The sequence below is a fragment of the Halomonas sp. MCCC 1A11062 genome, assembly GCF_021404355.1.
Classification (GTDB): Bacteria; Pseudomonadota; Gammaproteobacteria; order Pseudomonadales; family Halomonadaceae; genus Halomonas; species Halomonas aerodenitrificans.
This window is the reverse complement of record NZ_JABFTW010000022.1, coordinates 14,175-34,983: the sequence shown is the minus strand read 5'-3', so window position 1 is coordinate 34,983 and position 20,809 is coordinate 14,175. Positions and strand designations below refer to the sequence as shown.

The 20,809-nt window shown below is 66.0% G+C and carries 24 protein-coding genes; 8 read left to right on the top strand and 16 right to left on the bottom strand.

Annotated features, from left to right (window positions below):
• Positions 1-9 precede the first annotated feature (9 nt).
• On the top strand, positions 10-966 hold the full coding sequence (locus HOP58_RS18670; protein ID WP_234261154.1) for an AEC family transporter: 957 nt from the start codon (positions 10-12) through the stop codon (positions 964-966).
• A gap of 50 nt (positions 967-1,016) precedes the next feature.
• Here the strand turns inward: HOP58_RS18670 and HOP58_RS18665 are convergent, their stop codons facing one another.
• From HOP58_RS18665 to HOP58_RS18610, 12 genes are all read right to left on the bottom strand, one after another.
• A complete protein-coding gene (locus HOP58_RS18665; RefSeq protein WP_234255179.1) occupies positions 1,017-1,685 on the bottom strand; it encodes a NapC/NirT family cytochrome c in 669 nt (222 codons plus the stop codon).
• Positions 1,682-2,173, bottom strand: coding sequence for a nitrate reductase cytochrome c-type subunit (locus HOP58_RS18660; protein WP_234255182.1), 492 nt, complete (start codon positions 2,171-2,173; stop codon positions 1,682-1,684). Before HOP58_RS18660 ends, HOP58_RS18665 begins: the two co-directional genes overlap by 4 nt.
• Positions 2,174-2,197: 24 nt before the next feature.
• The gene (napA, locus tag HOP58_RS18655) at positions 2,198-4,702 is read right to left on the bottom strand and encodes a nitrate reductase catalytic subunit NapA (protein ID WP_234261153.1); all 2,505 of its coding nucleotides are present in this window, start codon (positions 4,700-4,702) and stop codon (positions 2,198-2,200) included.
• Positions 4,699-5,010 (bottom strand): chaperone NapD, encoded by a 312-nt coding sequence (locus HOP58_RS18650; protein ID WP_234261152.1) that lies wholly within the window; start codon positions 5,008-5,010, stop codon positions 4,699-4,701. The genes napA and HOP58_RS18650 overlap by 4 nt, the downstream gene beginning before the upstream one ends.
• On the bottom strand, positions 5,000-5,500 hold the full coding sequence (gene napF / locus HOP58_RS18645) for a ferredoxin-type protein NapF (protein ID WP_234261151.1): 501 nt from the start codon (positions 5,498-5,500) through the stop codon (positions 5,000-5,002). The genes HOP58_RS18650 and napF overlap by 11 nt, the downstream gene beginning before the upstream one ends.
• A 7-nt stretch (positions 5,501-5,507) precedes the next feature.
• On the bottom strand, positions 5,508-5,681 hold the full coding sequence (locus HOP58_RS18640) for a periplasmic nitrate reductase, NapE protein (protein ID WP_234261150.1): 174 nt from the start codon (positions 5,679-5,681) through the stop codon (positions 5,508-5,510).
• 200 nt (positions 5,682-5,881) lie between these two features.
• Entirely contained in the window at positions 5,882-6,325 is a 444-nt protein-coding gene (gene aroQ, locus HOP58_RS18635) for a type II 3-dehydroquinate dehydratase (RefSeq protein ID WP_234261149.1), read from the bottom strand.
• 42 nt (positions 6,326-6,367) lie between these two features.
• Complete coding sequence (gene glnE, locus HOP58_RS18630; RefSeq protein WP_234261148.1) at positions 6,368-9,349, bottom strand: bifunctional [glutamate--ammonia ligase]-adenylyl-L-tyrosine phosphorylase/[glutamate--ammonia-ligase] adenylyltransferase; 2,982 nt, start codon at positions 9,347-9,349, stop codon at positions 6,368-6,370.
• 78 nt (positions 9,350-9,427) lie between these two features.
• Positions 9,428-9,799, bottom strand: coding sequence for a diacylglycerol kinase (locus HOP58_RS18625; RefSeq protein ID WP_234261147.1), 372 nt, complete (start codon positions 9,797-9,799; stop codon positions 9,428-9,430).
• A 34-nt stretch (positions 9,800-9,833) separates the two neighbouring features.
• Complete coding sequence (gene dacB, locus HOP58_RS18620) at positions 9,834-11,243, bottom strand: D-alanyl-D-alanine carboxypeptidase/D-alanyl-D-alanine-endopeptidase (RefSeq protein WP_234261175.1); 1,410 nt, start codon at positions 11,241-11,243, stop codon at positions 9,834-9,836.
• Between the two features lie 87 nt (positions 11,244-11,330).
• Complete coding sequence (locus tag HOP58_RS18615) at positions 11,331-11,657, bottom strand: multidrug efflux SMR transporter (protein ID WP_276574769.1); 327 nt, start codon at positions 11,655-11,657, stop codon at positions 11,331-11,333.
• Positions 11,657-12,367 carry a methyltransferase domain-containing protein gene (locus HOP58_RS18610; protein ID WP_234261146.1) on the bottom strand — a complete coding sequence of 237 codons (711 nt, stop codon included), beginning with the start codon at positions 12,365-12,367 and terminating at the stop codon, positions 11,657-11,659. Before HOP58_RS18610 ends, HOP58_RS18615 begins: the two co-directional genes overlap by 1 nt.
• 350 nt (positions 12,368-12,717) lie before the next feature.
• On the opposite strand from HOP58_RS18610, the gene HOP58_RS18605 reads away from it, so the two are divergent.
• The 3 genes from HOP58_RS18605 to HOP58_RS18595 all read left to right on the top strand — a co-directional run bounded on the left by HOP58_RS18605 (position 12,718) and on the right by HOP58_RS18595 (position 15,486).
• The gene (locus HOP58_RS18605; protein ID WP_035590623.1) at positions 12,718-14,595 is read left to right on the top strand and encodes a beta-ketoacyl synthase; all 1,878 of its coding nucleotides are present in this window, start codon (positions 12,718-12,720) and stop codon (positions 14,593-14,595) included.
• Between the two features lie 84 nt (positions 14,596-14,679).
• Positions 14,680-15,159: a pantetheine-phosphate adenylyltransferase gene (gene coaD / locus HOP58_RS18600; RefSeq protein WP_010627470.1), complete on the top strand. Its 480-nt coding sequence runs from the start codon at positions 14,680-14,682 to the stop codon at positions 15,157-15,159.
• Positions 15,160-15,237: 78 nt separating this feature from the next.
• Positions 15,238-15,486: a YfhL family 4Fe-4S dicluster ferredoxin gene (locus HOP58_RS18595; protein WP_234261145.1), complete on the top strand. Its 249-nt coding sequence runs from the start codon at positions 15,238-15,240 to the stop codon at positions 15,484-15,486.
• 15 nt (positions 15,487-15,501) lie between these two features.
• Here the strand turns inward: HOP58_RS18595 and HOP58_RS18590 are convergent, their stop codons facing one another.
• Positions 15,502-15,822, bottom strand: coding sequence for a hypothetical protein (locus HOP58_RS18590; protein WP_010627468.1), 321 nt, complete (start codon positions 15,820-15,822; stop codon positions 15,502-15,504).
• Positions 15,823-16,017: 195 nt separating this feature from the next.
• Here HOP58_RS18590 and HOP58_RS18585 point away from each other — a divergent pair, with 195 nt between their 5' ends.
• From HOP58_RS18585 to HOP58_RS18575, 3 genes are all read left to right on the top strand, one after another.
• The gene (locus HOP58_RS18585; RefSeq protein ID WP_234261144.1) at positions 16,018-17,409 is read left to right on the top strand and encodes an MATE family efflux transporter; all 1,392 of its coding nucleotides are present in this window, start codon (positions 16,018-16,020) and stop codon (positions 17,407-17,409) included.
• A gap of 88 nt (positions 17,410-17,497) precedes the next feature.
• A complete protein-coding gene (locus HOP58_RS18580; RefSeq protein ID WP_010627466.1) occupies positions 17,498-18,808 on the top strand; it encodes a short-chain fatty acid transporter in 1,311 nt (436 codons plus the stop codon).
• 95 nt (positions 18,809-18,903) lie between these two features.
• Positions 18,904-19,422, top strand: a complete 519-nt coding sequence (locus tag HOP58_RS18575) for an acyl-CoA thioesterase (RefSeq protein WP_234261143.1) — start codon at positions 18,904-18,906, stop codon at positions 19,420-19,422.
• Between the two features lie 15 nt (positions 19,423-19,437).
• Here the strand turns inward: HOP58_RS18575 and HOP58_RS18570 are convergent, their stop codons facing one another.
• The 3 genes from HOP58_RS18570 to HOP58_RS18560 all read right to left on the bottom strand — a co-directional run bounded on the left by HOP58_RS18570 (position 19,438) and on the right by HOP58_RS18560 (position 20,245).
• Complete coding sequence (locus HOP58_RS18570; RefSeq protein ID WP_010627464.1) at positions 19,438-19,710, bottom strand: I78 family peptidase inhibitor; 273 nt, start codon at positions 19,708-19,710, stop codon at positions 19,438-19,440.
• A 168-nt stretch (positions 19,711-19,878) separates the two neighbouring features.
• The gene (locus HOP58_RS18565; protein WP_010627463.1) at positions 19,879-20,010 is read right to left on the bottom strand and encodes an entericidin A/B family lipoprotein; all 132 of its coding nucleotides are present in this window, start codon (positions 20,008-20,010) and stop codon (positions 19,879-19,881) included.
• A 97-nt stretch (positions 20,011-20,107) separates the two neighbouring features.
• The gene (locus tag HOP58_RS18560; RefSeq protein ID WP_010627462.1) at positions 20,108-20,245 is read right to left on the bottom strand and encodes an entericidin A/B family lipoprotein; all 138 of its coding nucleotides are present in this window, start codon (positions 20,243-20,245) and stop codon (positions 20,108-20,110) included.
• A 133-nt stretch (positions 20,246-20,378) separates the two neighbouring features.
• Between HOP58_RS18560 and HOP58_RS18555 the strand changes: the two genes are divergently transcribed.
• Entirely contained in the window at positions 20,379-20,804 is a 426-nt protein-coding gene (locus tag HOP58_RS18555) for an HIT family protein (protein ID WP_234255201.1), read from the top strand.
• The last annotated feature ends 5 nt before the right edge of the window (positions 20,805-20,809 follow it).

The window sequence follows — 20,809 nt, the reverse complement described above, 5'->3', positions numbered from 1 at the left end:
GAAGGGCGCATGCTGGAAATACTCGCCATCACCACCCCGATCTTCCTGTTGATCGGGGCCGGCTACCTGGCCATGGGCACGCGGCTGGTGAATCGGGAGCAGCTGCAGGGGATCACCACCTTCGTGCTCTACTTCGCCCTGCCGGCGCTGGTGATCCGGGCGGTGACCCAGAACCCCCTCGATGAAGTCCTGCGACCTCACTACCTACTGGCCTATGGCCTCGGCTCGCTGGCGGTGTTCGTCTTCGCCCTGCTGTTGACCCTTGGCCTGCAGCGCAAGCCGCTCAGCGAAGGGGCCATTCACGCCCTGGGCATGTCAGCCTCCAACAGCGGCTTCATCGGCTTTCCGGTGGCGGCCATGGTGCTGGGCGCCTCTCCGGCGGCGGTTTTCCTGGCGCTGAACATGCTGATCGAGAACCTGCTGATCATCCCGATGGCGCTGATTCTCGCCGAAGTGGGACGCCAGCGCGGCGCCGGCATCGCCACGGTGGCGCGCAAGACTCTCTTTCGACTGGTGCGCAACCCCATCCTGGTTGGGCTGGCGCTGGGCCTGCTGCTGGCGGTGACCGACACCGCCCTGCCCCGTCCGCTGGCCCAGGCCGTCGACATGCTGGCCAATGCCTCCGGCCCCGCGGCGCTGTTCGTCATCGGCGGCACCCTGTTCGGCCTCCAGGTGCGCGGCATGATGAACGACGTAGGGCAGATCGTGGCGGGCAAGCTGATCCTGCACCCGCTGGCGGTGCTCGGCGTCTTCCTGCTGATACCGGAAGCGGACCCCATGCTGCTGGCCGGTGCGCTGCTGTTCGCCTGCGCGCCGATGATCAGCGTCTTCCCGCTGCTGGGCCAGCGCTACGGCATGGCCGGCGTCAGCGCCGCCACGCTGATGGTCGCCACCCTGTCCGCCTTCGTGACCCTGAGCGTGGCTATCTGGGCGATCAAGAGCTCTGGGCTGCTGCCTGCCGGCTGAGGCTAGCGGCCAGCGCCCCCGTCTCCGTTACGCTAGAGCTCCCACCCCACTCAATCGGCCGGGTAGCCCGGCACCGGCGCATCCCGCTTCAGGTGAGCGACCCAGGACTCGATGCCGGGTAGCCCCGTGGCGGTACTCTGATAGAACTCGCTCATGTCGGGCAGCTCGTGGGCAATGCCCTTGTGGCAGGTAATGCAGGTTGCCTCACCGTCGGCGAGGGTGGTGGAGTGCGCAAGCGCGGCCCGTGAGCTCTGCTGGGTGAAATCCATGGACTCGAAGTCGTGGCAGTTGCGGCACTCCAGCGAGTCGTTGGCCTCCAGCCTGGCCCACTCCCTTTCCGCCAGCTCGCGCCGCTTGTCCTCGAACCGCTCTTCGGTGCGAATGGTGCCGAAGATCCAGCCCCACACCTCCTTGGAAGCCTCCATCTTGCGCCCCATCTTGTGCGTCCAGCCATGGGGCACATGGCAGTCGGCACACTGGGCGCCGACCCCGGAGCGGTTGACGTCGTGGATCCTGCCCTGCATTTCACGGTAGGGATTGCGCTCCATCTCATGGCAGGAGATGCAGAACTGCTGGGTATTGGTGGCCTCCACCGCGGTGTTGAAGCCGCCCCAGAAGAAGATCCCGGCAATGAAGCCGCCAAGCGTCAGGAACCCCAGGCTGAAGTGCATGCTGGGGCGCATCAGGATACGCCAATAGGTGAGCAACCAGCGCTTCATTGGCCACCTCCCTCACGCTGCTGCTGGAGCATTTCTCCCAGCACCTCGTCGACGTTGAGGAAGGTGTTGGGAACGATGGGGCTGGCATCGGTCTGCGGCACATGGCACTGGGTGCAGAAGTAGCGGTCGGGCGACACCGCCGCCAGCACCTGCTGGTGGCGGTCGCGGAAGTGGCTGATGCTGACCATGGGCGCACCGGCCTGAACCGCATGCTCGCGGCTGTGGCAGGTCAGACAGCGGTTGGCCCGGGTATCGACCTGATAGTCGCGGATGCCGTGGGGGATGACCGGCGGCTGCTCCGGGTAGTTGAGCACTTCTCGCCCGGCGTCCCGGGGCTCGCCGGCCAACGGCGGTGCCGGCAGGGACTGGCTGAGGGTACCGCCCGGCCGCAAGCCATCCGGTGCCGAATCGTCCCGATGCTCTTCGGCGATTACCAGTCCGGCAACGACCAGCGCCAGCGAGAGACTGAGCATAGTGAGCCATTTCATCGCATTTCTCCTTCTGTCTCGGCCTCAGGCCAGGCTGACCAGTTCGAGACGAACCGCGCACTTCTTGAAGTCCGTCTGCTTGGAGATCGGGTCCGTGGCGTCCAGCACCACGTTGTTGATCAGCCGGTTGGCATCGAAGAAGGGCACGTAGACCAGGCCCCGCGGTGGCGTGACCCGGCCGCGGGTCTCGACCCGCAGGCGCACCTCGCCACGACGACTGATCACCTTCACCTCGCTGCCGCGCCGCATGCCCTCCTCGCGGGCATCCTCCGGGTGCATGTAGAGCAGCGCCGCCGGCACCGCCCGATGCAGCTCCGGCACGCGGCGGGTCATGGAGCCGGTGTGCCAGTGTTCGAGCACCCGCCCGGTGGAGAGCCAGTAGGGGTACTCCTCGTCCGGCGACTCAGGGGGCGGCTCGTCGGGAACGGCAAAGATCAGCGCGCGGTCGTCGGGCTTGGCGTAGAACTGCACGCCTCGGCCCTCTTCCACATAGGGGTCGTAGCCTTCGCGATAGCGCCACAGGGTCTCCTGGCCGTCGACCACCGGCCAGCGCTTGCCGCGGTTCTGGTGATAGTTGTCGAAGGCGTCGAGATCCTTGCCCTTGCCGCGGCCGAAGCGGGCGTACTCCTCGAACAGCCCCTTCTGGATATAGAAGCCGAACGCCTCGGCCTCCTGGTTGGCGTAGCCCTCCTCCATGTCCGAGAGCGGGTAGCTGTCGACCTGCCCGTTGGCGTAGAGCAGCTCGAACAGCGTCTTGTCGCGGTACTCGGGGGCCTTGTCGAGCAACTCGCTCGGCCACACGTCGGCGACGTCGATCCGCTTGGAGAACTCCACCAGTTGCCAGAGGTCGGAGCGCGCCTCCCCAGGGGCATCGACCAGCTGATGGAAGAACTGGGTACGCCGCTCGGAGTTGCCGAAGGCGCCCTCCTTCTCGACCCAGGAGGCAGCCGGCAGGATCAGGTCGGCGGCCTGGGCCGAGGCCGTGGGGTAGATGTCGGAGACGATGACGAAGGCCTCCTCGTTGCGCCAGCCCGGCAGAATCTCCTGCTGGGTGTTGGGCCCGGCCTGTATGTTGTTGTTGACCTGGGTCCAGTAGACCTTGATCGCGCCGTCCTTGAGCTTGCGGCTCTGCTCCACGGCATGAAAGCCCACGCGCTCGGGAATGGTGCCCTCGGGCAGCTTCCAGATCTGCTCCGCATCGCGGCGATGCTCGGGGTTGGTGACCACCCGGTCCGCCGGCAGGCGATGGGCAAAGGTGCCCACCTCGCGAGCGGTGCCACAGGCAGAGGGCTGGCCGGTCAGCGAGAAGGGGCTGTTGCCGGGCTCGGAGATCTTGCCGGTGAGCAGGTGCAGGTTGTAGATGAGGTTGTTCACCCACACGCCGCGGGTGTGCTGGTTGACCCCCATGGTCCAGAACGACATGACCTTGATGTCGGGGTCGGCGTAGAGCTCGGCCAGCCGCTCCAGGCGGCTCTCGGACACCCCGGATTCCCGTGCCGCCCGTTCCAGGGTGAAGTCGGCGACGTGGTCGGCGAATTCGTCGAAGCTCATCTCCGTCCAGCGGTTGGGCTCGTCGGCGTTGGCGGCCGCCTGCTGCAGCGGGTGCTCGTCGCGCAGGCCGTAGCCGATGTCGTCCACCGCACGCACGAAGTTGGTGTGATTCTCGACGAAATCGCGGTCGACGCGGTCGGTCTGGATGATGTGGTTGGCGATGTAGTTGAGGATCACCACGTCGGCGTTGGGCTTCATCACCATGGGGATGTCGGCCAGATCGAAGCTGCGGTGCTGGAAGGTGGAGAGCACCGCCACCTGGGTCTCGGGATAGGAGAGCCGCCGGTCGGTGACCCGGGTCCAGAGGATCGGGTGCATCTCCGCCATGTTGGAGCCCCACAGCACGAAGGCGTTGGCGTGCTCGATGTCGTCGTAGACGCCCATGGGCTCGTCGGAGCCGAAGGCGCGCATGAAGGCGAACACCGCCGAGGCCATGCAATGCCGCGCGTTGGGGTCGATGTTGTTGGAGCGCAGCCCGGCCTTGAACAGCTTGCTGGCGGCATAGCCTTCCCAGATGGTCCACTGGCCGGAGCCGAACATCGCCACGCTCTCGGGCCCATGCTCGCGGATGGCGCTCTTGAACTTGTCGGCCATCAGGTCGAGGGCCTCGTCCCAAGAGACCGGCTCGAAGTCGCCGCGCTTGTCGTAGACGCCGTTGCGCTTGCGCAGCAGCGGCTGCTGCAGGCGGTCTTGCCCGTAGAGAATCTTGGACAGGAAGTAGCCCTTGACGCAGTTGAGCCCGCGGTTGACCTCCGAGTGCATGTCGCCGTGAGTGGCCACAATACGGTTGCCCTGGGTGGCCACCATCACGCTGCAGCCCACCCCACAGAAGCGGCAGGGTGCCTTGTTCCAGTTCAGCCGCGTCAAGTCGGCATTGGTGATGAGATTGGTGGCGCCGGCCGGAATGGCCATACCGGCGGTGGCCGCCGCCACGACCACTGCGTTGGCCTTGGCGAATTCACGACGCGTCATCTTCATGTCGGCATTCCTTCTGCAGCGGCTTGGGATGGGACGGGATCGGCGGGTTCATCGGCAGACGCGGTATCGAGCACCTGGTGATACACCAGCGCCGCTCCCAGCACGCCTGGCCGCACCTGGATCGCATCGATCAGCTCGAGAATCCGCGCCTCGCGCAAACTCTCCACTACCACAACCAGCTTGCCGCTGGGATCCTCGGCGCTGACCTCGCTCTCGGGCTGGGCAGCCAGCCATCGAGCCACTTCTTGCCCGTACTCGGGCCGGACATGCACCAGCAGACTGGCGATGTGGAGGGTTTCATTCGGCATGGGCCATCTCCTCGCTTGTCATTGTGATGGCGTGGTTGGGGCACAGGGCCTGGCAGGCACCGCAGCCGGTACAGGCCTCGTGGTTCAGTCGCGGCTTGGGCGGGCGCCCCAACTGGGGGGAAAACACGATCGCCTGCCACTCGCAGGCGTCCTGGCAGCTCTGGCAGTGAATGTCGGCCAGCGCCAGGCAGTGGCCCTCGATCCGGGCGCGCCAGGGAAAGGCGGGGCGCTGGGTGTCGAACACGCCTGCCTTGCAGACCTCGACGCAGGCGCGGCACAGCGAGCAGCCCGCTTGGTCGAAGCGGATCTCGGGATAACCGCCGCCGCCATGGAACAGCACACCCTCGGGGCAGGCCTCGATACAGGCCGCACAGCGCACGCAGCGTTCGGTGAAGTCAGGATCGGTCCAGGGTGGCCGCCGGATCGGGCCATGACCGCCGAGAGAGCGAAAGAACTGGCGACGTGTATTGTGGTTGTTCGCCTTGTGCATACGACCCTCAGCTCGGCGGCCCGGGCGGGCCCGTGAAGGTCTGGTAAATCCATACCGAGAAGCCGAAGCTGCCGACAACGGCTATCGCCAGGATGGGAAACAGCAGGATGGCGATGAAGAGGAACAGCTTGAACTCCTTTTTCTTCCGCTCCTCGGGCGCCATGGTATCCGGGTCTTCCATGCCTCTCCCCTTATTACCCGTTAGTTATTATTGAGCCTCCTGATGTCAGGGTAGCTAATATTCCAGCATCCCAAGTGCTTGTTACAAAAAGATACGTAACGGGCCCGCTTGTGTGGGCGGGCCCGTTACGTCAGTGGCAGATAAACAGCCGATCAGCTTTACCTCTAGGCCTTCACGTCTAGGTCGTCAGGTCTGGGTCTTCACGTCTGGGCGGCGGCATTGATCACTGCATCCAGCGCCGCCAGGTAGCCCTGGCTGCCGAGGCCAGCGATCACGCCATCGGCGCGCAGCGAGACATAGGAGTGGTGGCGAAAGCTCTCGCGCTTGTGCACGTTGGAGAGATGCACCTCGATTACCTTGCCGTCGAAGGCGTTGAGGGCATCGAGGATGGCCACCGAGGTGTGGGTATAGGCGGCGGGGTTGATGATGATCGCCGCCGTGCCGTCCTCGCGGGCGGAGTGGATGGCATCGATCAGCACGCCTTCGTGGTTGCTCTGCAGCGCCTTGATGTCCCAGCCGTTGATGGCGGCCTTCTCGTAGAGCGCGTTGTTGATGTCGTCGAGGGTTTCATATCCATAGACTTCCGGCTGACGGCTGCCGAGCAGGTTGAGGTTGGGGCCGTGCAGTACCAGGACTTTATTCATGGGTTCTTCTTCTCTGCTGTGTGCGAATGAAATGCCCGGGCCTTACGCCTGCGTTTCGAGCAGCCGCTGCCAGGCAGCGATGACGGTTTGGCGGTGCGCCTCGAAGTCGGCCTCGCGCCCGCGGGCGGCCTCGCGGGTCAGCGACGCCCGGTGGGCGGTGCTGCGCAGGGCCAGGTAAGCGTCGCGCAGGCGCTGGCACTCCTCGGCGGGCAGACGACCGCTGCTCTCCAGGGTTTCGAGGATGCGCATGTTGTCGCTCCAGCGCAGCAGCTCCGGGGTTTCGTGGCCCATGGCGAGCACCGCGAACTGGCACAGGAACTCGATGTCGACCATGCCACCGGGGTCGTGCTTGAGATCGAACTGGCCCGCTTCGCTCTTGCCGCCCAGGTGCTCGCGCATCTTGTGGCGCATCTTGACCACCTCTTCGCGCAGCGCCTCACGGTCGCGCTCGCGGCCGAGAATCTCGCTGCGCACGGCATCGAAGCCTGCGGCCAGGCGTGAGTGCCCCGCCACTACCCGGGCCCGTACCAGCGCCTGGTGCTCCCAGGTCCAGGCCTCGCGGCGCTGGTACTCGGCGAAGGCGTCGAGGGTGGTGGTCAAAAGCCCGGCGTTGCCCGAAGGACGCAGGCGCATGTCGACCTCGTAGAGCGTGCCGGCGGGGGTCACCGCGGTGAGCAGGTGGATGATGCGCTGGCCCAGGCGGGTGAAGAACACCGAGGCGTCGATGGGCCGGGTGCCGTCGGTCTCGCCGCGGGAATCGCCGTCGTGAATGAACACGAGGTCGAGGTCGGAGCCGTAGCCCAGTTCGATACCGCCGAGCTTGCCGTAGCCGACGATCAGGAACTCGGGCTCGGCGCCGGCGCGGGAGCCGTCGCGGCGCAGCGGGTAGCCGTGCTTGCGCACCAGGTGGCGCCAGGCCATGGCCAGCACCGTTTCCAGCAGCACCTCGGCAATGTAGGTGAGGTAGTCGCTGACCTTCATCAGATGCCGGGTGCCGGCGATGTCGGAGGCGGCGACGCGCAGCACGTGGGCGTGCTTGAACACGCGCAGCGCCTCGAGCTGGGCTTCTTCGTCGTCCTCGGGAATGCGCCCCAGGGCCTGGCGCAGCTCATCGGCCAGGCGCTCCTTGTCGGCGGGGGTGTAGAGGGTGGCCGGGGTCAGCAGCTCGTCCAGCAGGATCGGGTAACGGGCCATCTGCTCGGCGATCCACGGGCTGGCGCTGCACAGCCCCATCAGGTGGCTCAGCGCTTCGGGGTTCTCGCGCAGCAGCGCCAGGTAGGCGGTACGCCGCAGCACCGATTCGATCAGCGGCAGCACCCGTTCGAGAGCGGTATCGGGCGCGTCGCTTGTCGCCACCGCATCGAGCAGCAGCGGCATCAGGGCTTCGAGGCGGTCGTAGCCGATGCGCTGCATGGCCTGCACCTGGCGCGACTGGCGCAGCCCGACGAGACGACGCAGGGCCGTCTCGGCCTCATCGAAACCCGCTTCGGCGAGCATCGCCTCGGCCTCGTGGGGCTCGAGCTCTCCGCACCACAGCGCCCGCCAGTCGTCCAGCGACAGGCCGCCTTCTTCTGCCGCCTCGCCGTTCTCCTCGACCTCTTCTTCGGGGTCGGCGATCACCGCATCGAAATGGCCGCGCACCCTGCCGCGCACTTCCTCCAGGCGCGCCAGCAGCGCCGGCCAGTCCTCCATGTCCAGCGCCAGGGCGACGCGCTCACGGTCGAGATCGTCGTCCGGCAGGCTCTGGGTCTGGCGATCCTCCAGCGCTTGCAGCGCATGCTCCAGGTCACGCAGGAAGACGTAGTCGGGCTCGAGCTCGTCGACCACGCCTTGCGGCAGCAGCCCCAGCGCCGGCAGACGCGAGAGCGCCGTGCGCAGCGAGGTGACCTGCAGTTCGGTGTCGCGACCGCCGCGGATCAGCTGGAAAGCCTGCACCACGAACTCCACTTCGCGAATGCCGCCGGGACCGAGCTTGATGTTGGCCTGCATGCCGCGACGCTTCACCTCACGGTTGATCAGGCCCTTCATCTCGCGCAGCGACTCGATGGCGCCGAAATCGAGGTACTTGCGATAGACGAAGGGCCGCAGGTGGCCGAGCAGCTCGCCGCCGGCCTCCAAGTCGCCGGCCACCGGCCGCGCCTTGAGCATGGCATAGCGCTCCCACTCCCGCCCCTGATCCTGATAGTAGGCGGCAAGCGAGCTGAAGTTGCCGACGAGCGGACCGCCGTCGCCCAGCGGACGCAGGCGCATGTCGACGCGAAAGACGAAGCCGTCGGCGGTGACCGCATCCAACGCGGCGATCAGCTTCTGCCCCAGCTTGGTGAAGTACTCCTGATGCGCGAGGGAGGTGCGCCCACCCTCGGTGTCGCCCTGCTCGGGGTAGGCAAAGATGAGATCGATATCGGAAGAGAGATTGAGCTCGCCGGCACCGAACTTGCCCATGCCCAGCACCACCAGGCGCTGCTCGCTGCCGTCGCTGCGCGCCGCCGGGCGCCCCCAGCGCGGTTCGAAGTGATGCTCGAGCCAGCCCATGGCGCCTTCCAGCGACACCTCGGCCAGCTGAGACACCGCCGCGGCGGTGGCCCACATGTCGGTGCCCGCCGGCCGCACCAGGTCACGCCAAACGATGCCCAGCATGCGCGCCCGGCGGAAGCGCCGCAGCACAGCGTGCAGGCCGGCCTCGTCCTCGGCGCTCTCCAGCCGTTCGCTGAGCCAGGCGGTGAGCGTCTCGGCCGTTGGCGACTCGTCCAGCTCGCCGCCGGCATCCAGATGCAGCAGCCATTCGGGGTAGCGCACCAGGGTGTCGAGGGCGAAGTCGGAAATGACGATGACGCGGGCCAGCTGGCGACGGCGCTCCGGCCCCAGCGCCAGCCAGTTCTCCGAGGGCGGCTCCTGGCCGGTCATCTCGGCCACGTTGTCGGCACGCGCCAGGCTCTCGCTCAGACGCTGCCATGCCTTCTCCAGGGCGGGCCTGAGTGCGGTCGGAATGTCATCGACGGGAAGGAAGTCAGCAGTAAGAGCCATGGGCAACTCGCCTTGTCGCAGCGGAATTGCCCCCAGCATATCGAAGGCGCCGACGCGGCGGCACCCCCAACGAGGCCCTTAGCCGAAGAACTTCTGCCAGGCGAGCAGGCCCCAGGTCAGACCGGCGGCGATCAGCGCAATCATTACCGCCGCCGAGCCGATGTCCTTGGCCCGACCGGACAACTCATGATGCTCGGTACCGATGCGGTCCACCACGCTCTCGATGGCGCTGTTGATCAGCTCCACGGTGAGCACCAGCAGACAGCTCCCCACCAGCAGAATCCACTCCACCGGCCCCGCGCCGATCCACCAGGCCAGCGGCAGCAGTACCACACAGAGGGCCAGCTCCTGGCGGAAGGCCGTCTCATGGCGAAAGGCGAACCTGAGCCCCTTGATCGAGTAGCCCGTGGCATCGATGACATGCCGCCATCCGGTTCGTGCTGGTTTCATCGTCTCGCATCCTGAATTGCGGGTTGAATCGGCCTCAGTGCGCCTCGATCATGCGCGCCAGGTCTTCGGAGAGCGGATCCAGCACCTGCGCCCAGTTGAGCCAGGGCGTGGACGAAGTGCCGTTGACCATCACCGTGAACACGCCCCAGCGCCCCGAGCGGGTGCGGAAGTAGCCGCTCACGGCGCGCACCGCGTAGGGCTGGTTGAGGGTGCCGGTCTTGAGCATGATGTGGTCCTGGAACAGCGGCGAGCCGCGACGAATGAAGCGCGACACGCCGTTGGCCGGTGACTGGAAGCTGGCGACGAAGCTGGGGAACAGCGAAGAGCGGTGGAACATGCTCTCCAGCAGCACGTTGCTGCCGTGGGCCGAGGTGCGATTCTCCGTGGTCAGGCCGCTGCCGCTGAGCATGATCACCGGGCCGTGATCGGGCAGGCCGTCCACGTACTGCTGAATCGCCTCGCCGGCCTGGAGCAGGTCCGCCCTGGGGGTATCCACCAGGTTGAGCGCCAGCACGTCGGCCATGAAGTTGTTGGAGTAGTTCATCACATGCAGCAGCAGCTCCTGCAGCGCCCTGCTCTCCACCTGCGCCAGCGTTCGCGCGGAAGCGGCAGGCTGCTCGATGCTGGTGACGTAGCCCCCGCCCACGCCGATACCGGCCTGCTCGAGCATGGCCATCAGCGTGCGGGCGGTCTGCCGGGCGGAGTCGCCGCTGGCGCGGTAGACGTCCCGAGGCGAGGCGTTGAGTGAAATCTGGCCGCGCAGCAGCATCACGTCGCCCTCTTCGCGGGTCACGCGCTCGGCGCTGAACTCGGTGCCGCTGTCGGGCGGGCGCGTCTCGATCCGGTTGTCGACCTCCAGGATCAGCCCCTGACTGTCGCAGCTGGTGATGCGGGCCGGCTCGCCCGCCGCCGCTCCCGGCGCGACGTTGACGCACCAGTTGCCGTGGTTGACCCCGGCCGAGGAGAGCAGCGCGCTGTAGCTGTTGGCGGTGCGCGAGTGTGCCTCGCAGCGGTCGGTGGTGATGCACTCCACCGGGCCGAAGCGCCACTGGCTGACCACCAGGCGCCCTTCGATCTCGCGTACGCCGGCCTGATGCAGCCGTTGGGTCAGCCGCCACAGGTCCTCGCTGGAGAGCCCCGGGTCGCCGCCGCCGTCGAGTATCAGGTCGCCGCGCAGCACACCATTGGCATCGAGTTCAGCGGTGCTGACCAGCCGGGTGGCAAAGCGGTGCTGGGGCCCCCAGCGGTCGAGCGCAGCGGCCGCCAGGTAGGCCTTGGACACCGAGGCCGGCGACAGCTGGCGCTGCGGCTCGATGGCGCCGAGCAGGACGCCGTCACGCCCACCGTCACCCAGCAGCCGCGCTTCGGCGCTGATGCGAAAGCCGCTCTCGGTCATCTTTCCGAGCTCGGCAAAGCCCGACCCGAGCGCCGCCACCGGCAGCATCGAACCGCACAACAGAAGCAGGCAGCCAAGCCTGGCAACAGTTCTCGAAATCATCGAACCATCCATCTAAAGCCCACGTGACGCTCGTCAGTGGGAAACTCGTGAAAACAACTGGATCACCACCACACCGGCAACGATCAGACCGATACCGAGCACCGCCGGCAGATCCGGACGCTGGCCGTACACCACGATACCGACCAGGGCCACCAGCACGATACCCAGGCCGGCCCAGATGGCATAGGCGATGCCCACCGGAATGGTACGCAGCACCAGCGACAGCATATAGAAGGCAATCGCGTAGCCGACCACTACCACCAGACTGGGGCCGAGCCGTGTGAAACCATGAGTCGCCTTGAGCGCACTGGTCGCCACGACCTCGGCGACGATGGCCAGGGCCAGATAGACGAACGCCATCAGCTTCTCTCCGTGTCGCAGGGTACCAGTTCGGGGGCATGGGGCAGCTCGGCGACCAGACGCCAGAGTGACTGACCGCTGGTGTGGTATTTTCGTTCAAAAGGCGTGAGGTACCGGGTGCCGGGGTCGAACGGTTCCACCGCAGCCGTCGTACCGGTCGCCTGCGCCAGCGCCAGGGCGAACTCCTCGACGTAGAGCCGCCAGTTGGAGCGCAGCTCCAGCCGGCCGCCCAGCGCCAGGATCGCCGGCAGCACAGGATGCCCATGCCAGCGCTGCTTGAGATGCACCGACTTGGGGTAGGGGTTGGGATAGAGCAGATAGTGCCGCACCGGCTGCCAGCCGGCGGCCAGCGCCAGGCGCCAGAAGTCCACCAGGTCGGCGCGTACCAGCAGGGCGTTCTCGCCCACCTCGCCGTGCTCGCGGGAGAGCCGCTCGGCGCTGCGGTCCACGCCGATCACCACATGGTCGTCGAACTGCCGGGCCAGCTCGCGGGTGGAAACCCCCACGCCGCAGCCGGCGTCGAGTATCAGCGGACGCTGCCCATCCCCGGCTTCATGCTCGTACCACGCAAGGGCCTGCTCGAACGCCGCCCGCGTGTGCTCGGCCACGGGCTTGCGCAGCGGATGGCGCAGCGCCCGTTCGACGCGCTTCTCGACGTCCCGGTGGGGGCCGCTCTGGTTGGTCGCGATGGGGCGGGAGGTGGCATGCATTAGGCAGATCGATCGGTAGCGGACGAACGGCCATTCTAGCAGCCATGTCGGCGCGCGCGAGGGGGGCGAGAGGGACGAGAGAGGGATGAGACAGGGCGAAAAAAAAGGCGCTTCGACAAGGAAGCGCCCACATACCCACTCGTATGACTCAAACAGCGGAATCAGGATAGCGTGTTTCCCGTCACATTTCAAACGTTTGTTTTATCTTTGCTGGCCGCAACTTGCACGCTACGCCCATGACGACATCCCGAAGCGGGTGCTATGATCGCCAGTCCTATATTTACATTACCGACTCGCACGAACAGCACAACGAGGAAAGCGGCTTGTCTCACTTACCGGTGATCGTCGGCATGGGTGGCGTCAACGCCGCCGGTCGTACCTCTGGCCATCAAGCGTTTCGTCGCACCGTGATCGACGCCCTTCCCGAAGTTGAGCAGCAGGCGTTGCTGCTCGGCCTGGCCGCCATGATGGGGCTGGGCACCTGCCGGGAAGGCACCTGGTACGATACCGCCGGAAACCCTATCGAGGCCGCTCGCCTGGCCGAGAACTGCCGTGCGCAGGTGCTCGACCATACGTTGATCCGACGTATCGAGAATCCCCTCTTCAATGACGACGGGCTACCGGCCAATCGCCGCGCCAGCCTGGGCCTGGGCTCGGAGCTGACCTTCAGTATCCGCCGCCGTCAGTTGCCCGAGCGGCTGCCGCCGACCTGGCAGGTGCGCGAGCTGGACCGCCACACTCTGGAAGTCACGGTGCCAGCCGGCGAACTCGACGTGCTGCTGCCGGAAACCCGGCCGGCTCTGGTGCGTGCCGCCGGTCAGCTGCCCAGCGGCTTCGATCCCAGCCGCTACTACCGCAGCGTGCACCATCCGCGCGGTCTTTCGATGTCCATCTTTGCCGCCAGCGACTGCCTGGCGAGCAGCGGTCTGGCGTGGGATGAGCTGCGCGACCGTCTCGACCCCGACGACATCGCCGTGTATGCCGGCAACTCCATCGGCCAGCTCGACGACGAAGGCTGGGGCGGGCTGCTCAAGAGCTTCGTGTCGGGCAACCGGGCCACCTCCAAGCAGATGCCGCTGGGCTACGGGCAGATGCCGGCCGACTTCCTCAACGCCTACGTGCTCGGCAGCGTGGGCGGCACCGGGGCAGCCCTGGGCGCCTGCGCCAGCTTCCTCTACAACCTGCGCCTGGGCGTGGAGGACATTCGCAACGGCCATCGTCGCGCCGTGATGGTGGGCACCTCCGATGCCCCAGTGACGCCCGAGATCATCGAGGGCTTCCGCGCCATGGGCGCGCTGGCCGACGACGAAAGCCTCAAGGCGCTGGACGCCCTGGAGCTGCTCACCGATGCCGACTATCAGCGCGCCTGCCGCCCCTTCGCCCGCAACTGCGGCTTCACCATCGCCGAAGCCAGCCAGTTCATTCTGCTGCTCGACGATGCCCTGGCGCTGGAGCTGGGCGCCGAGATCCTCGGCAGCGTGCCGGGCGTGTACGTCAATGCCGACGGCTGGAAGCGCTCCATCTCCGCACCCGGCATCGGCAACTACATCACTCTGGGCAAGGCGGCCGCGCTGGTCCGCGACATGCTGGGCGACACTGCCCTGCGCGAGCGCACCTTTCTGCATGCCCACGGCACCAGCACACCCAAGAACCGCGTGACCGAGTCCCACGTCTTCGATCTGGTCGCCCAGGCGAACGGTATCGAAAACTGGCCGGTGGTGGCGGTGAAGGCCTTCGTCGGCCACTCCCAGGGCAGCGCCGCCGGCGACCAGTTGGCCAGCGCACTCGGCAGCTTCGCCCACGGCCTGCTGCCGGGCATTCCCACTCTCGATGCGGTGGCCGACGACGTCTACGCCGAGCGGCTGCACTTCTCCCGCGAGCCGCAGCGGTTCACGGCCGATGCCGCCTTCATCAACGCCAAGGGGTTCGGCGGCAACAACGCCACCGGCGTCGTTCTCTCCCCTATGGTGACCGAGCGGCTGCTGGCGCAGCGCCATGGCGAGGCCGCCGTCGCGGCCTGGCGCCAACGGCGCGAAGCGGTGCGCGAGGCCAGCCAGGCCTATCTGGCCGCAGCCGATCGCGGCGAGTACGAGGTGCGCTATCGCTTCGGCGAGGGTGTGCTGGAAGGGCCCGAGCTCGAGGTCAACGATACCCATATCGTCATCCCCGGCTACGCACGCCCGGTATCGCTTGCAGTGGACAACCCCTTCGGCAAGCTGGAAGAGTGATTCGAGGCGGCCCGCCGACGTTGTCGGCTCGGCCGCTGGCGGTTACCCTGAGCCCCCCTTAGCTGTGCAAGTGAGCGGAGCGCCATGAAAATCGCGGTCTATCCCGGCACCTTCGACCCCATCACCCACGGCCACTACGACCTGATCGAGCGCGCCTCGCTGCTGTTCGACAAGGTGGTGGTCGCCATCTCGGCCAGCCCCGGCAAGAACCCGGCGCTCGACCTCGATGCGCGTATCGCCCTGGCCCGCGAGGTTTCGGCCAACCTCGACAACGTCGAAGTGATCGGCTTCTCGGGCCTGCTCACCGACATGATGGCCGAGCAGCAGGCACACATCATCCTGCGCGGCCTGCGTGCGGTCTCCGATTTCGAGTACGAGCTGCAGCTGGCCAACATGTACCGGGCCCAGGCGCCGGAGCTGGAGAGCGTGTTCCTTACTCCAGCGGTGGAGAACTCCTACATCTCCTCCACCATCGTGCGCGAGATCGCCAAGCTTGGCGGTGACGTCTCGCGATTGGTGCATCCCAAGGTCGCCGAAGCGCTGCGCAAGCATTACAATACCTGACCGTAATACTCGGCTTTTCCCGAGCCACCTTACCTGGGCGCGGCCGAAGACGGCCCGCCCGATCGCGAGGTAGCCCCAATGGCTCTGATGATCACCGACGAGTGCATCAACTGCGACGTCTGCGAACCCGAATGCCCCAACGATGCCATTTCGGCGGGGGAAGAGATCTACGTCATCGACCCCAACCTGTGCACCGAGTGCGTCGGTCACTATGACGAGCCGCAGTGCCAGCAGGTCTGTCCGGTGGACTGCATTCCCCTCGACCCGGAGCGGCGCGAGAGTCGCGACGAGCTGATGACCAAGTACCGTCTGATCACCGCAGCCTGACTCGCCGCGGCTCGCTCAGCGCTCCGCCGGCGCAGGTCGCGGGTTGATCGAGGTACAGCCCAGGCAGCGGCGGAAGGTCGCCTCGGCCGGGGTTTTCACCAGGGTTTCGGCCGCCTGGTCGACATTGCCCCCCATCGCCGAGAACGGCAGCGAAACGACGAACAGCGCCGTACCGCCGAGGGTCGCTACCAGCAGCAAGGGCCGCGCAATCAGCGCGTCGGCGATCATCGCCCCGCCGCTGGGCCGCGCCTCCATACGCTGCTGCTGGGCTTGCACCTGCAGGCTGCCAAGCAGCAGAGCCAATGCCACCGCCAACGCCGTCACGATTCTCGTCATGCGTATCATCTTTCCCCCTTTCACCCTTTGCCCCATGGCCCCATGCAACTTGCCCTTGCGTCTCGCTGCCTCGAACGGACTCATCCTCACGTCACGTTCCTACAGCCGACGCCCGCTCCCAGTGTAGCCAACCGCGGTTGCGTTCTGCCGCCTCTGTCGCCATGCTGCTCGGTTCGTTTCTCTTGAAAACGTACGATGACGACCCTGCATAGCGAAACACCCGCGGCGGCAAGACGGCGCATCTGGACGCTGGCGTGGCCAATCATACTCTCTAACATCACCGTGCCGCTGCTGGGCCTGGTGGATACCGCCGTGGTCGGACACCTGCCGGACTCGCGCTATCTGGCCGGCGTCACGCTGGGGGCCACCCTGTTCAGCTTCCTGTTCTGGGGCTTCGGCTTCCTGCGCATGGGCACCACCGGGCTGACCTCCCAGGCAGTGGGCCGCGAAAGCGACAGTGACGTGCGCAACCTGCTGGGGCAGGCACTGCTGCTGGCCATGGGGATCGGAACACTGCTGATCCTGTTCTCTCAGCCGCTGATATCACTGGGGCTGTGGCTGCTCGACGGCAGCGAGGTCGCTACCGAAATCGCCGCCGAATATGCCCAGATCCGTATCCTCTCGGCTCCGGCGGTGCTGGCCAATTACGCCATCCTCGGCTGGTTCCTGGGCCAGCAGAATTCGCGGGTGACGCTGGCGATCCTGATGCTGACCAACAGCGTCAACATCGCCCTGGACCTGCTGTTCGTGGTGGGGCTGGGCATGACCAGCGACGGCGTGGCCTGGGCCACGGTGATCGCCGACTACACCGCCCTTGTTTTCGGTGTCTGGCTGGTCACACGCCAACTTAAGCGGTTGGAAGGCCGCTTTCTGCGCGAGCGTCTGCTGCGGCTTGTCGCCTATGGCGAGCTGTTCCAGGTCAACGCCAATCTCTTCTTGCGCACCCTGGGCCTGCTGTTCGTCATGGCCTTCTTCACCTCCCGCGGCGCAGTGCAGGGCGACACCGTGCTGGCCGCCAACGCCGTGCTGCTGCAGTTCATCATTCTCACCAGCTATGCGCTGGATGGCTTCGCCCACGCCGCCGAGGCCACCATCGGACGCAGCGTCGGCCGCCGGCGCTGGGACGAGTTCGGTCATGCCGTACGCGCCGCGGCCTGGTTCTCGCTGGTAACGGCAGGTGCCGCGGCACTCGCCTTCGCCCTTGGCGGCCAGTATCTCATCGCTCTGCTGACCGGCCTGCCCGAAGTGCGGGAAACGGCTGGCATCTACCTGCCCTGGATGGTGGCCATGCCGCTGATCGCGGTATGGAGCTATCTGTTCGACGGCGTCTTCATCGGCGCTACGGCGATTCGCGAGATGCGCAACAGTATCTTTATCGCTCTAGCGAGCTATCTGCCGGTATGGTGGGTAGCCAGCACGATCGCACCGCTCGAATACGTCAACCACGCTCTGTGGCTGGCGTTCCTCACCTTCTCCGTGGTGCGATCGGCAGTGCTGGTCGGCTACTATTGGCACCATCGACGTACCCGGTGGTGCCACCAGCCCAATGAGCCAGCGCCACCGGCAACGGCCAACCGCTCCCGTTGAGCCGAGCGCCATTTAATTAGGGCAAGCTGATGAGTTTGCGCTATTTTTCTCAGACGCACACCCGACAACCAGAAGAAGCGACGCTGCCATGCTCAGATTCCTCTCGAGACCCGCCGTCAGGCTGGTCGACCGCTATCTGCCGGACCCTTTCATCTTCGTGCTGCTGCTGACGGTGGTGGCCGCGGCCGCCGCCATCGGCGTGGAACGCCAGACGCCGCTTGCCGTGATGCGGATGTGGGGCGACGGTTTCTGGAACCTGCTGACCTTCTCCATGCAGATGCTGCTGATCCTGGTGACCGGCTTCATGCTGGCCAGCTCGCCGCCGGTCAAGAAGCTGCTGCAGCGTCTCGCCGCGCTGGCCAACGGGCCGGGCGGCGCCATCCTGCTGGTGACCTATGTGTCGCTGGTGGCCAGCTGGATCAACTGGGGTTTCGGCCTGGTGGTAGGTGCGCTGTTCGCCAAGGAGCTGGCGCGCCTGATACGGGTCGACTATCGCCTGCTGGTGGCCAGCGCCTACTCCGGCTTCGTGGTGTGGCACGGCGGCCTGGCCGGCTCCATTCCGCTGACCATCGCCACCGAGGGCCACTTCACCGCCGAGCAGATCGGCGTGATCGGCACCGGCTCGACCATCTTCGCCTTCTTCAACCTGGCCATCGTGGTGTGCCTGTTCGTCGCCATTCCCCTGGTCAACCGGGCCATGCTCCCCGATGAAAAAGAGAGCGTCTACGTCGACCCCAAACTGCTCGACGATGCCCCGGCCGCCCGGGTGCGCATCACCCGCCCTGCCGAACGTCTCGAGAACAGCGTCACCCTGGCCTGGCTGGTCGGCATACCCGGGGTGATCTTCCTGCTCGACCATTTCGTGTTCCGCGGCGGCGGCTTGAACCTGAACATCGTCAACTTCCTGTTCCTGTCGCTGGCCATCGTGCTGCACCGCACGCCACGCAGCCTGCTGGAGAGCCTCAACGAGGCGATCAAGGGCGGGGCCGGCATCGTCATTCAGTTCCCCTTCTATGCCGGCATCATGGCGATCATGGTGCAGTCGGGACTGGCGGAGTCCATGTCTCAGGGGTTGATCTCGTTCGCCACCGAAACTTCGCTGCCGTTCTGGTCCTTCATCAGTGCCGGTATCGTCAACCTGTTCGTGCCCTCCGGCGGCGGCCAGTGGGCCGTGCAGGCACCGGTCATGCTGCCGGCTGCCGAAGCGCTCGGCGTCGATGTCGCGCGCGTCTCCATGGCCGTGGCCTGGGGCGATGCCTGGACCAACCTGCTGCAGCCGTTCTGGGCCCTGCCGGTACTTGCCATCGCCGGGCTGAAAGCCAAGGACATCATGGGCTATTGTCTGATTCAGCTGGTGATCACCGGGGTGATCATCTCGGTGGGCCTGACCTGGTTCTAGTCCAGGTTCGGCGCCACTCGCGGCAGCGCCCCGGCGGCGCTGCCGCTCTCATGCAACGCGGCAACCGCGAAAAGATAACGAAGAGAGGTACCTACATGGCCGGCTCCGACAGCCTTCCCCTGGATCTTCCCGGCCAGCACGAGCTGAGCATGACGGTGCTGATGACGCCCGACATGGCCAACTTCAGCGGCAAGGTGCACGGCGGCGCCATCCTCAAGAAGCTCGACGAGGTGGCCTATGCCTGCGCCAGCCGCTACTCCGGCCACTACGTGGTGACGCTCTCGGTCGACCAGGTGCTGTTCAAGCAGCCGATCCACGTTGGTGAACTGGTCACCTTCCTGGCCTGCGTCAATCACGTGGGCCGCTCATCGATGGAGATCGGCATCAAGGTGGTGGCCGAGAACATTCGTGACAAGGTGATCCGCCACACCAACAGCTGCTACCTGACCTTGGTGGCAGTAGACGCCGACGGCAAACCGGCGCCGGTACCACCGCTGAAGCTGGCAACGCCGTTGCAGAAGCTACGCTTCGAGAAAGCCGCCCTGCGCAAGAAATTGCGCAAGCAGGCCGAGGAGGCCGAGCGCCGCGCACAGGCGGAGCACGGCCAGGTATGACCGACCGCGCCCGTATCAGCCGCAGCCGATGTCGGTGATGGTATCGCCGTCGTCGATATGGACGTTGATGCGGTCGCCGCGGTACTCCATGGTATAAGCGTGGCCCGGGCGGATCACCCGCAGCGTGGCGGCACCGCTCTCGCGCTGGATCGACTCGCCCAGCGCTTCGTCATAGCGCCGGCCGACGCGATCCTGCACGTGACGGGCGCCACAGGCATCCTCTCCCTCACTGACCTCGGGCGGCTTGGGCGCAGGGTCATGGGCTTGAGATGGATTCGAATTGGACATAGGCGCACATCCTGCCAACAACAACGCACTGAAAGAAGCCAGGCAAAAACGCAATGGGCTAACCATGCGAAGATCTCACTAAAGGGGAGGGGAAGGGTCTATTGATTCAGGCAGCACACGGGGAGACTGCCAGGTCGCCCGCATGCTGCCAAGCCGGACCGCTAGGGTTTACTGGGCGGCGTCTTGCACGTGCTGTCCGCCACGCTCGACGTCCTGGCCCGCGCCTTCCATGGTGTTGCACCCCGCCAGGGCACCGGCTGTCATCAGCAGGGCAAAGCCCAAGGCAATCGCTCTCTTCATGGTCGTATCTCCTTGAAATAACTTTCGGGAATTCCATTCCTTGCCGTGAAGCAATGGCCTTTGTCAGCGTAACAGCCGGTTGCCATTTTGAAAAACGCTAATATGAATTCGACTGCCGCTGAATCGCCTCGCCGCCGGCCTCGATGTCCTCGCCCATGCCGCGCATGGTGTTGCACCCGCTGAGCAGTGACAGCCCGAGCAGCAATGCCAGCATAGTCGCCACCGTCCGTTTCATCGTCGTTCTCCTGTTCGTCTGGCCTGACCCCTTCACTTTAGTCGCTAACGCAGCGAAGCGCCCACCGAGGCTGGCAGACGCTCCCCCGCGCTTGTGCCATGATGGGCTATCGCCATCGTGAGGGAGAGTCGATATGTCGTCAGTGGAGCTGGATGAACGCCTGGTCAGGGACAGCTACCCGGTCGCCGAGCTGCCGCTATGTCAGCTCAGACTGATGGACGATACCCGCTTTCCCTGGCTGATTCTGATCCCGCGGCGCGAGGGGGTGAGCGAGGTATTCGACCTGGACGAGGAGGACCAGCGCCAGCTGTGGCATGAGGCCAGCGAGATGGGCCGCATGCTCAAGGCGATGACCGGGGCCGACAAGATCAACGTGGCCAACCTGGGCAACGTGGTCGCCCAACTGCACGTGCACGTGGTGGCCCGCCGGCAGGCCGACGCGGCCTGGCCGGGGCCGGTGTGGGGGCAGGGCGAGGCGCAGCCCTACGACCTGAATGAACTGGCCAACATGCGCGATCACCTGCTGGCCCAGTTGGGTGGGTTGAAGTCGCGCCTGTGATTCCC

What these genes read in the sequence shown, in the direction of transcription:
- HOP58_RS18670 (WP_234261154.1), top strand. Translation starts at nt 10, where the DNA reads ATGCTGGAAATACTCGCCATCACCACCCCGATCTTCCTGTTGATCGGG.
- HOP58_RS18665 (WP_234255179.1), bottom strand. Translation starts at nt 1,685, where the DNA reads ATGAAGCGCTGGTTGCTCACCTATTGGCGTATCCTGATGCGCCCCAGC.
- HOP58_RS18660 (WP_234255182.1), bottom strand. Translation starts at nt 2,173, where the DNA reads ATGAAATGGCTCACTATGCTCAGTCTCTCGCTGGCGCTGGTCGTTGCC.
- napA (WP_234261153.1), bottom strand. Translation starts at nt 4,702, where the DNA reads ATGAAGATGACGCGTCGTGAATTCGCCAAGGCCAACGCAGTGGTCGTG.
- HOP58_RS18650 (WP_234261152.1), bottom strand. Translation starts at nt 5,010, where the DNA reads ATGCCGAATGAAACCCTCCACATCGCCAGTCTGCTGGTGCATGTCCGG.
- napF (WP_234261151.1), bottom strand. Translation starts at nt 5,500, where the DNA reads ATGCACAAGGCGAACAACCACAATACACGTCGCCAGTTCTTTCGCTCT.
- HOP58_RS18640 (WP_234261150.1), bottom strand. Translation starts at nt 5,681, where the DNA reads ATGGAAGACCCGGATACCATGGCGCCCGAGGAGCGGAAGAAAAAGGAG.
- aroQ (WP_234261149.1), bottom strand. Translation starts at nt 6,325, where the DNA reads ATGAATAAAGTCCTGGTACTGCACGGCCCCAACCTCAACCTGCTCGGC.
- glnE (WP_234261148.1), bottom strand. Translation starts at nt 9,349, where the DNA reads ATGGCTCTTACTGCTGACTTCCTTCCCGTCGATGACATTCCGACCGCA.
- HOP58_RS18625 (WP_234261147.1), bottom strand. Translation starts at nt 9,799, where the DNA reads ATGAAACCAGCACGAACCGGATGGCGGCATGTCATCGATGCCACGGGC.
- dacB (WP_234261175.1), bottom strand. Translation starts at nt 11,243, where the DNA reads ATGCTGCCGGTGGCGGCGCTCGGGTCGGGCTTTGCCGAGCTCGGAAAG.
- HOP58_RS18615 (WP_276574769.1), bottom strand. Translation starts at nt 11,657, where the DNA reads ATGGCGTTCGTCTATCTGGCCCTGGCCATCGTCGCCGAGGTCGTGGCG.
- HOP58_RS18610 (WP_234261146.1), bottom strand. Translation starts at nt 12,367, where the DNA reads ATGCATGCCACCTCCCGCCCCATCGCGACCAACCAGAGCGGCCCCCAC.
- HOP58_RS18605 (WP_035590623.1), top strand. Translation starts at nt 12,718, where the DNA reads ATGGGTGGCGTCAACGCCGCCGGTCGTACCTCTGGCCATCAAGCGTTT.
- coaD (WP_010627470.1), top strand. Translation starts at nt 14,680, where the DNA reads ATGAAAATCGCGGTCTATCCCGGCACCTTCGACCCCATCACCCACGGC.
- HOP58_RS18595 (WP_234261145.1), top strand. Translation starts at nt 15,238, where the DNA reads ATGGCTCTGATGATCACCGACGAGTGCATCAACTGCGACGTCTGCGAA.
- HOP58_RS18590 (WP_010627468.1), bottom strand. Translation starts at nt 15,822, where the DNA reads ATGACGAGAATCGTGACGGCGTTGGCGGTGGCATTGGCTCTGCTGCTT.
- HOP58_RS18585 (WP_234261144.1), top strand. Translation starts at nt 16,018, where the DNA reads ATGACGACCCTGCATAGCGAAACACCCGCGGCGGCAAGACGGCGCATC.
- HOP58_RS18580 (WP_010627466.1), top strand. Translation starts at nt 17,498, where the DNA reads ATGCTCAGATTCCTCTCGAGACCCGCCGTCAGGCTGGTCGACCGCTAT.
- HOP58_RS18575 (WP_234261143.1), top strand. Translation starts at nt 18,904, where the DNA reads ATGGCCGGCTCCGACAGCCTTCCCCTGGATCTTCCCGGCCAGCACGAG.
- HOP58_RS18570 (WP_010627464.1), bottom strand. Translation starts at nt 19,710, where the DNA reads ATGTCCAATTCGAATCCATCTCAAGCCCATGACCCTGCGCCCAAGCCG.
- HOP58_RS18565 (WP_010627463.1), bottom strand. Translation starts at nt 20,010, where the DNA reads ATGAAGAGAGCGATTGCCTTGGGCTTTGCCCTGCTGATGACAGCCGGT.
- HOP58_RS18560 (WP_010627462.1), bottom strand. Translation starts at nt 20,245, where the DNA reads ATGAAACGGACGGTGGCGACTATGCTGGCATTGCTGCTCGGGCTGTCA.
- HOP58_RS18555 (WP_234255201.1), top strand. Translation starts at nt 20,379, where the DNA reads ATGTCGTCAGTGGAGCTGGATGAACGCCTGGTCAGGGACAGCTACCCG.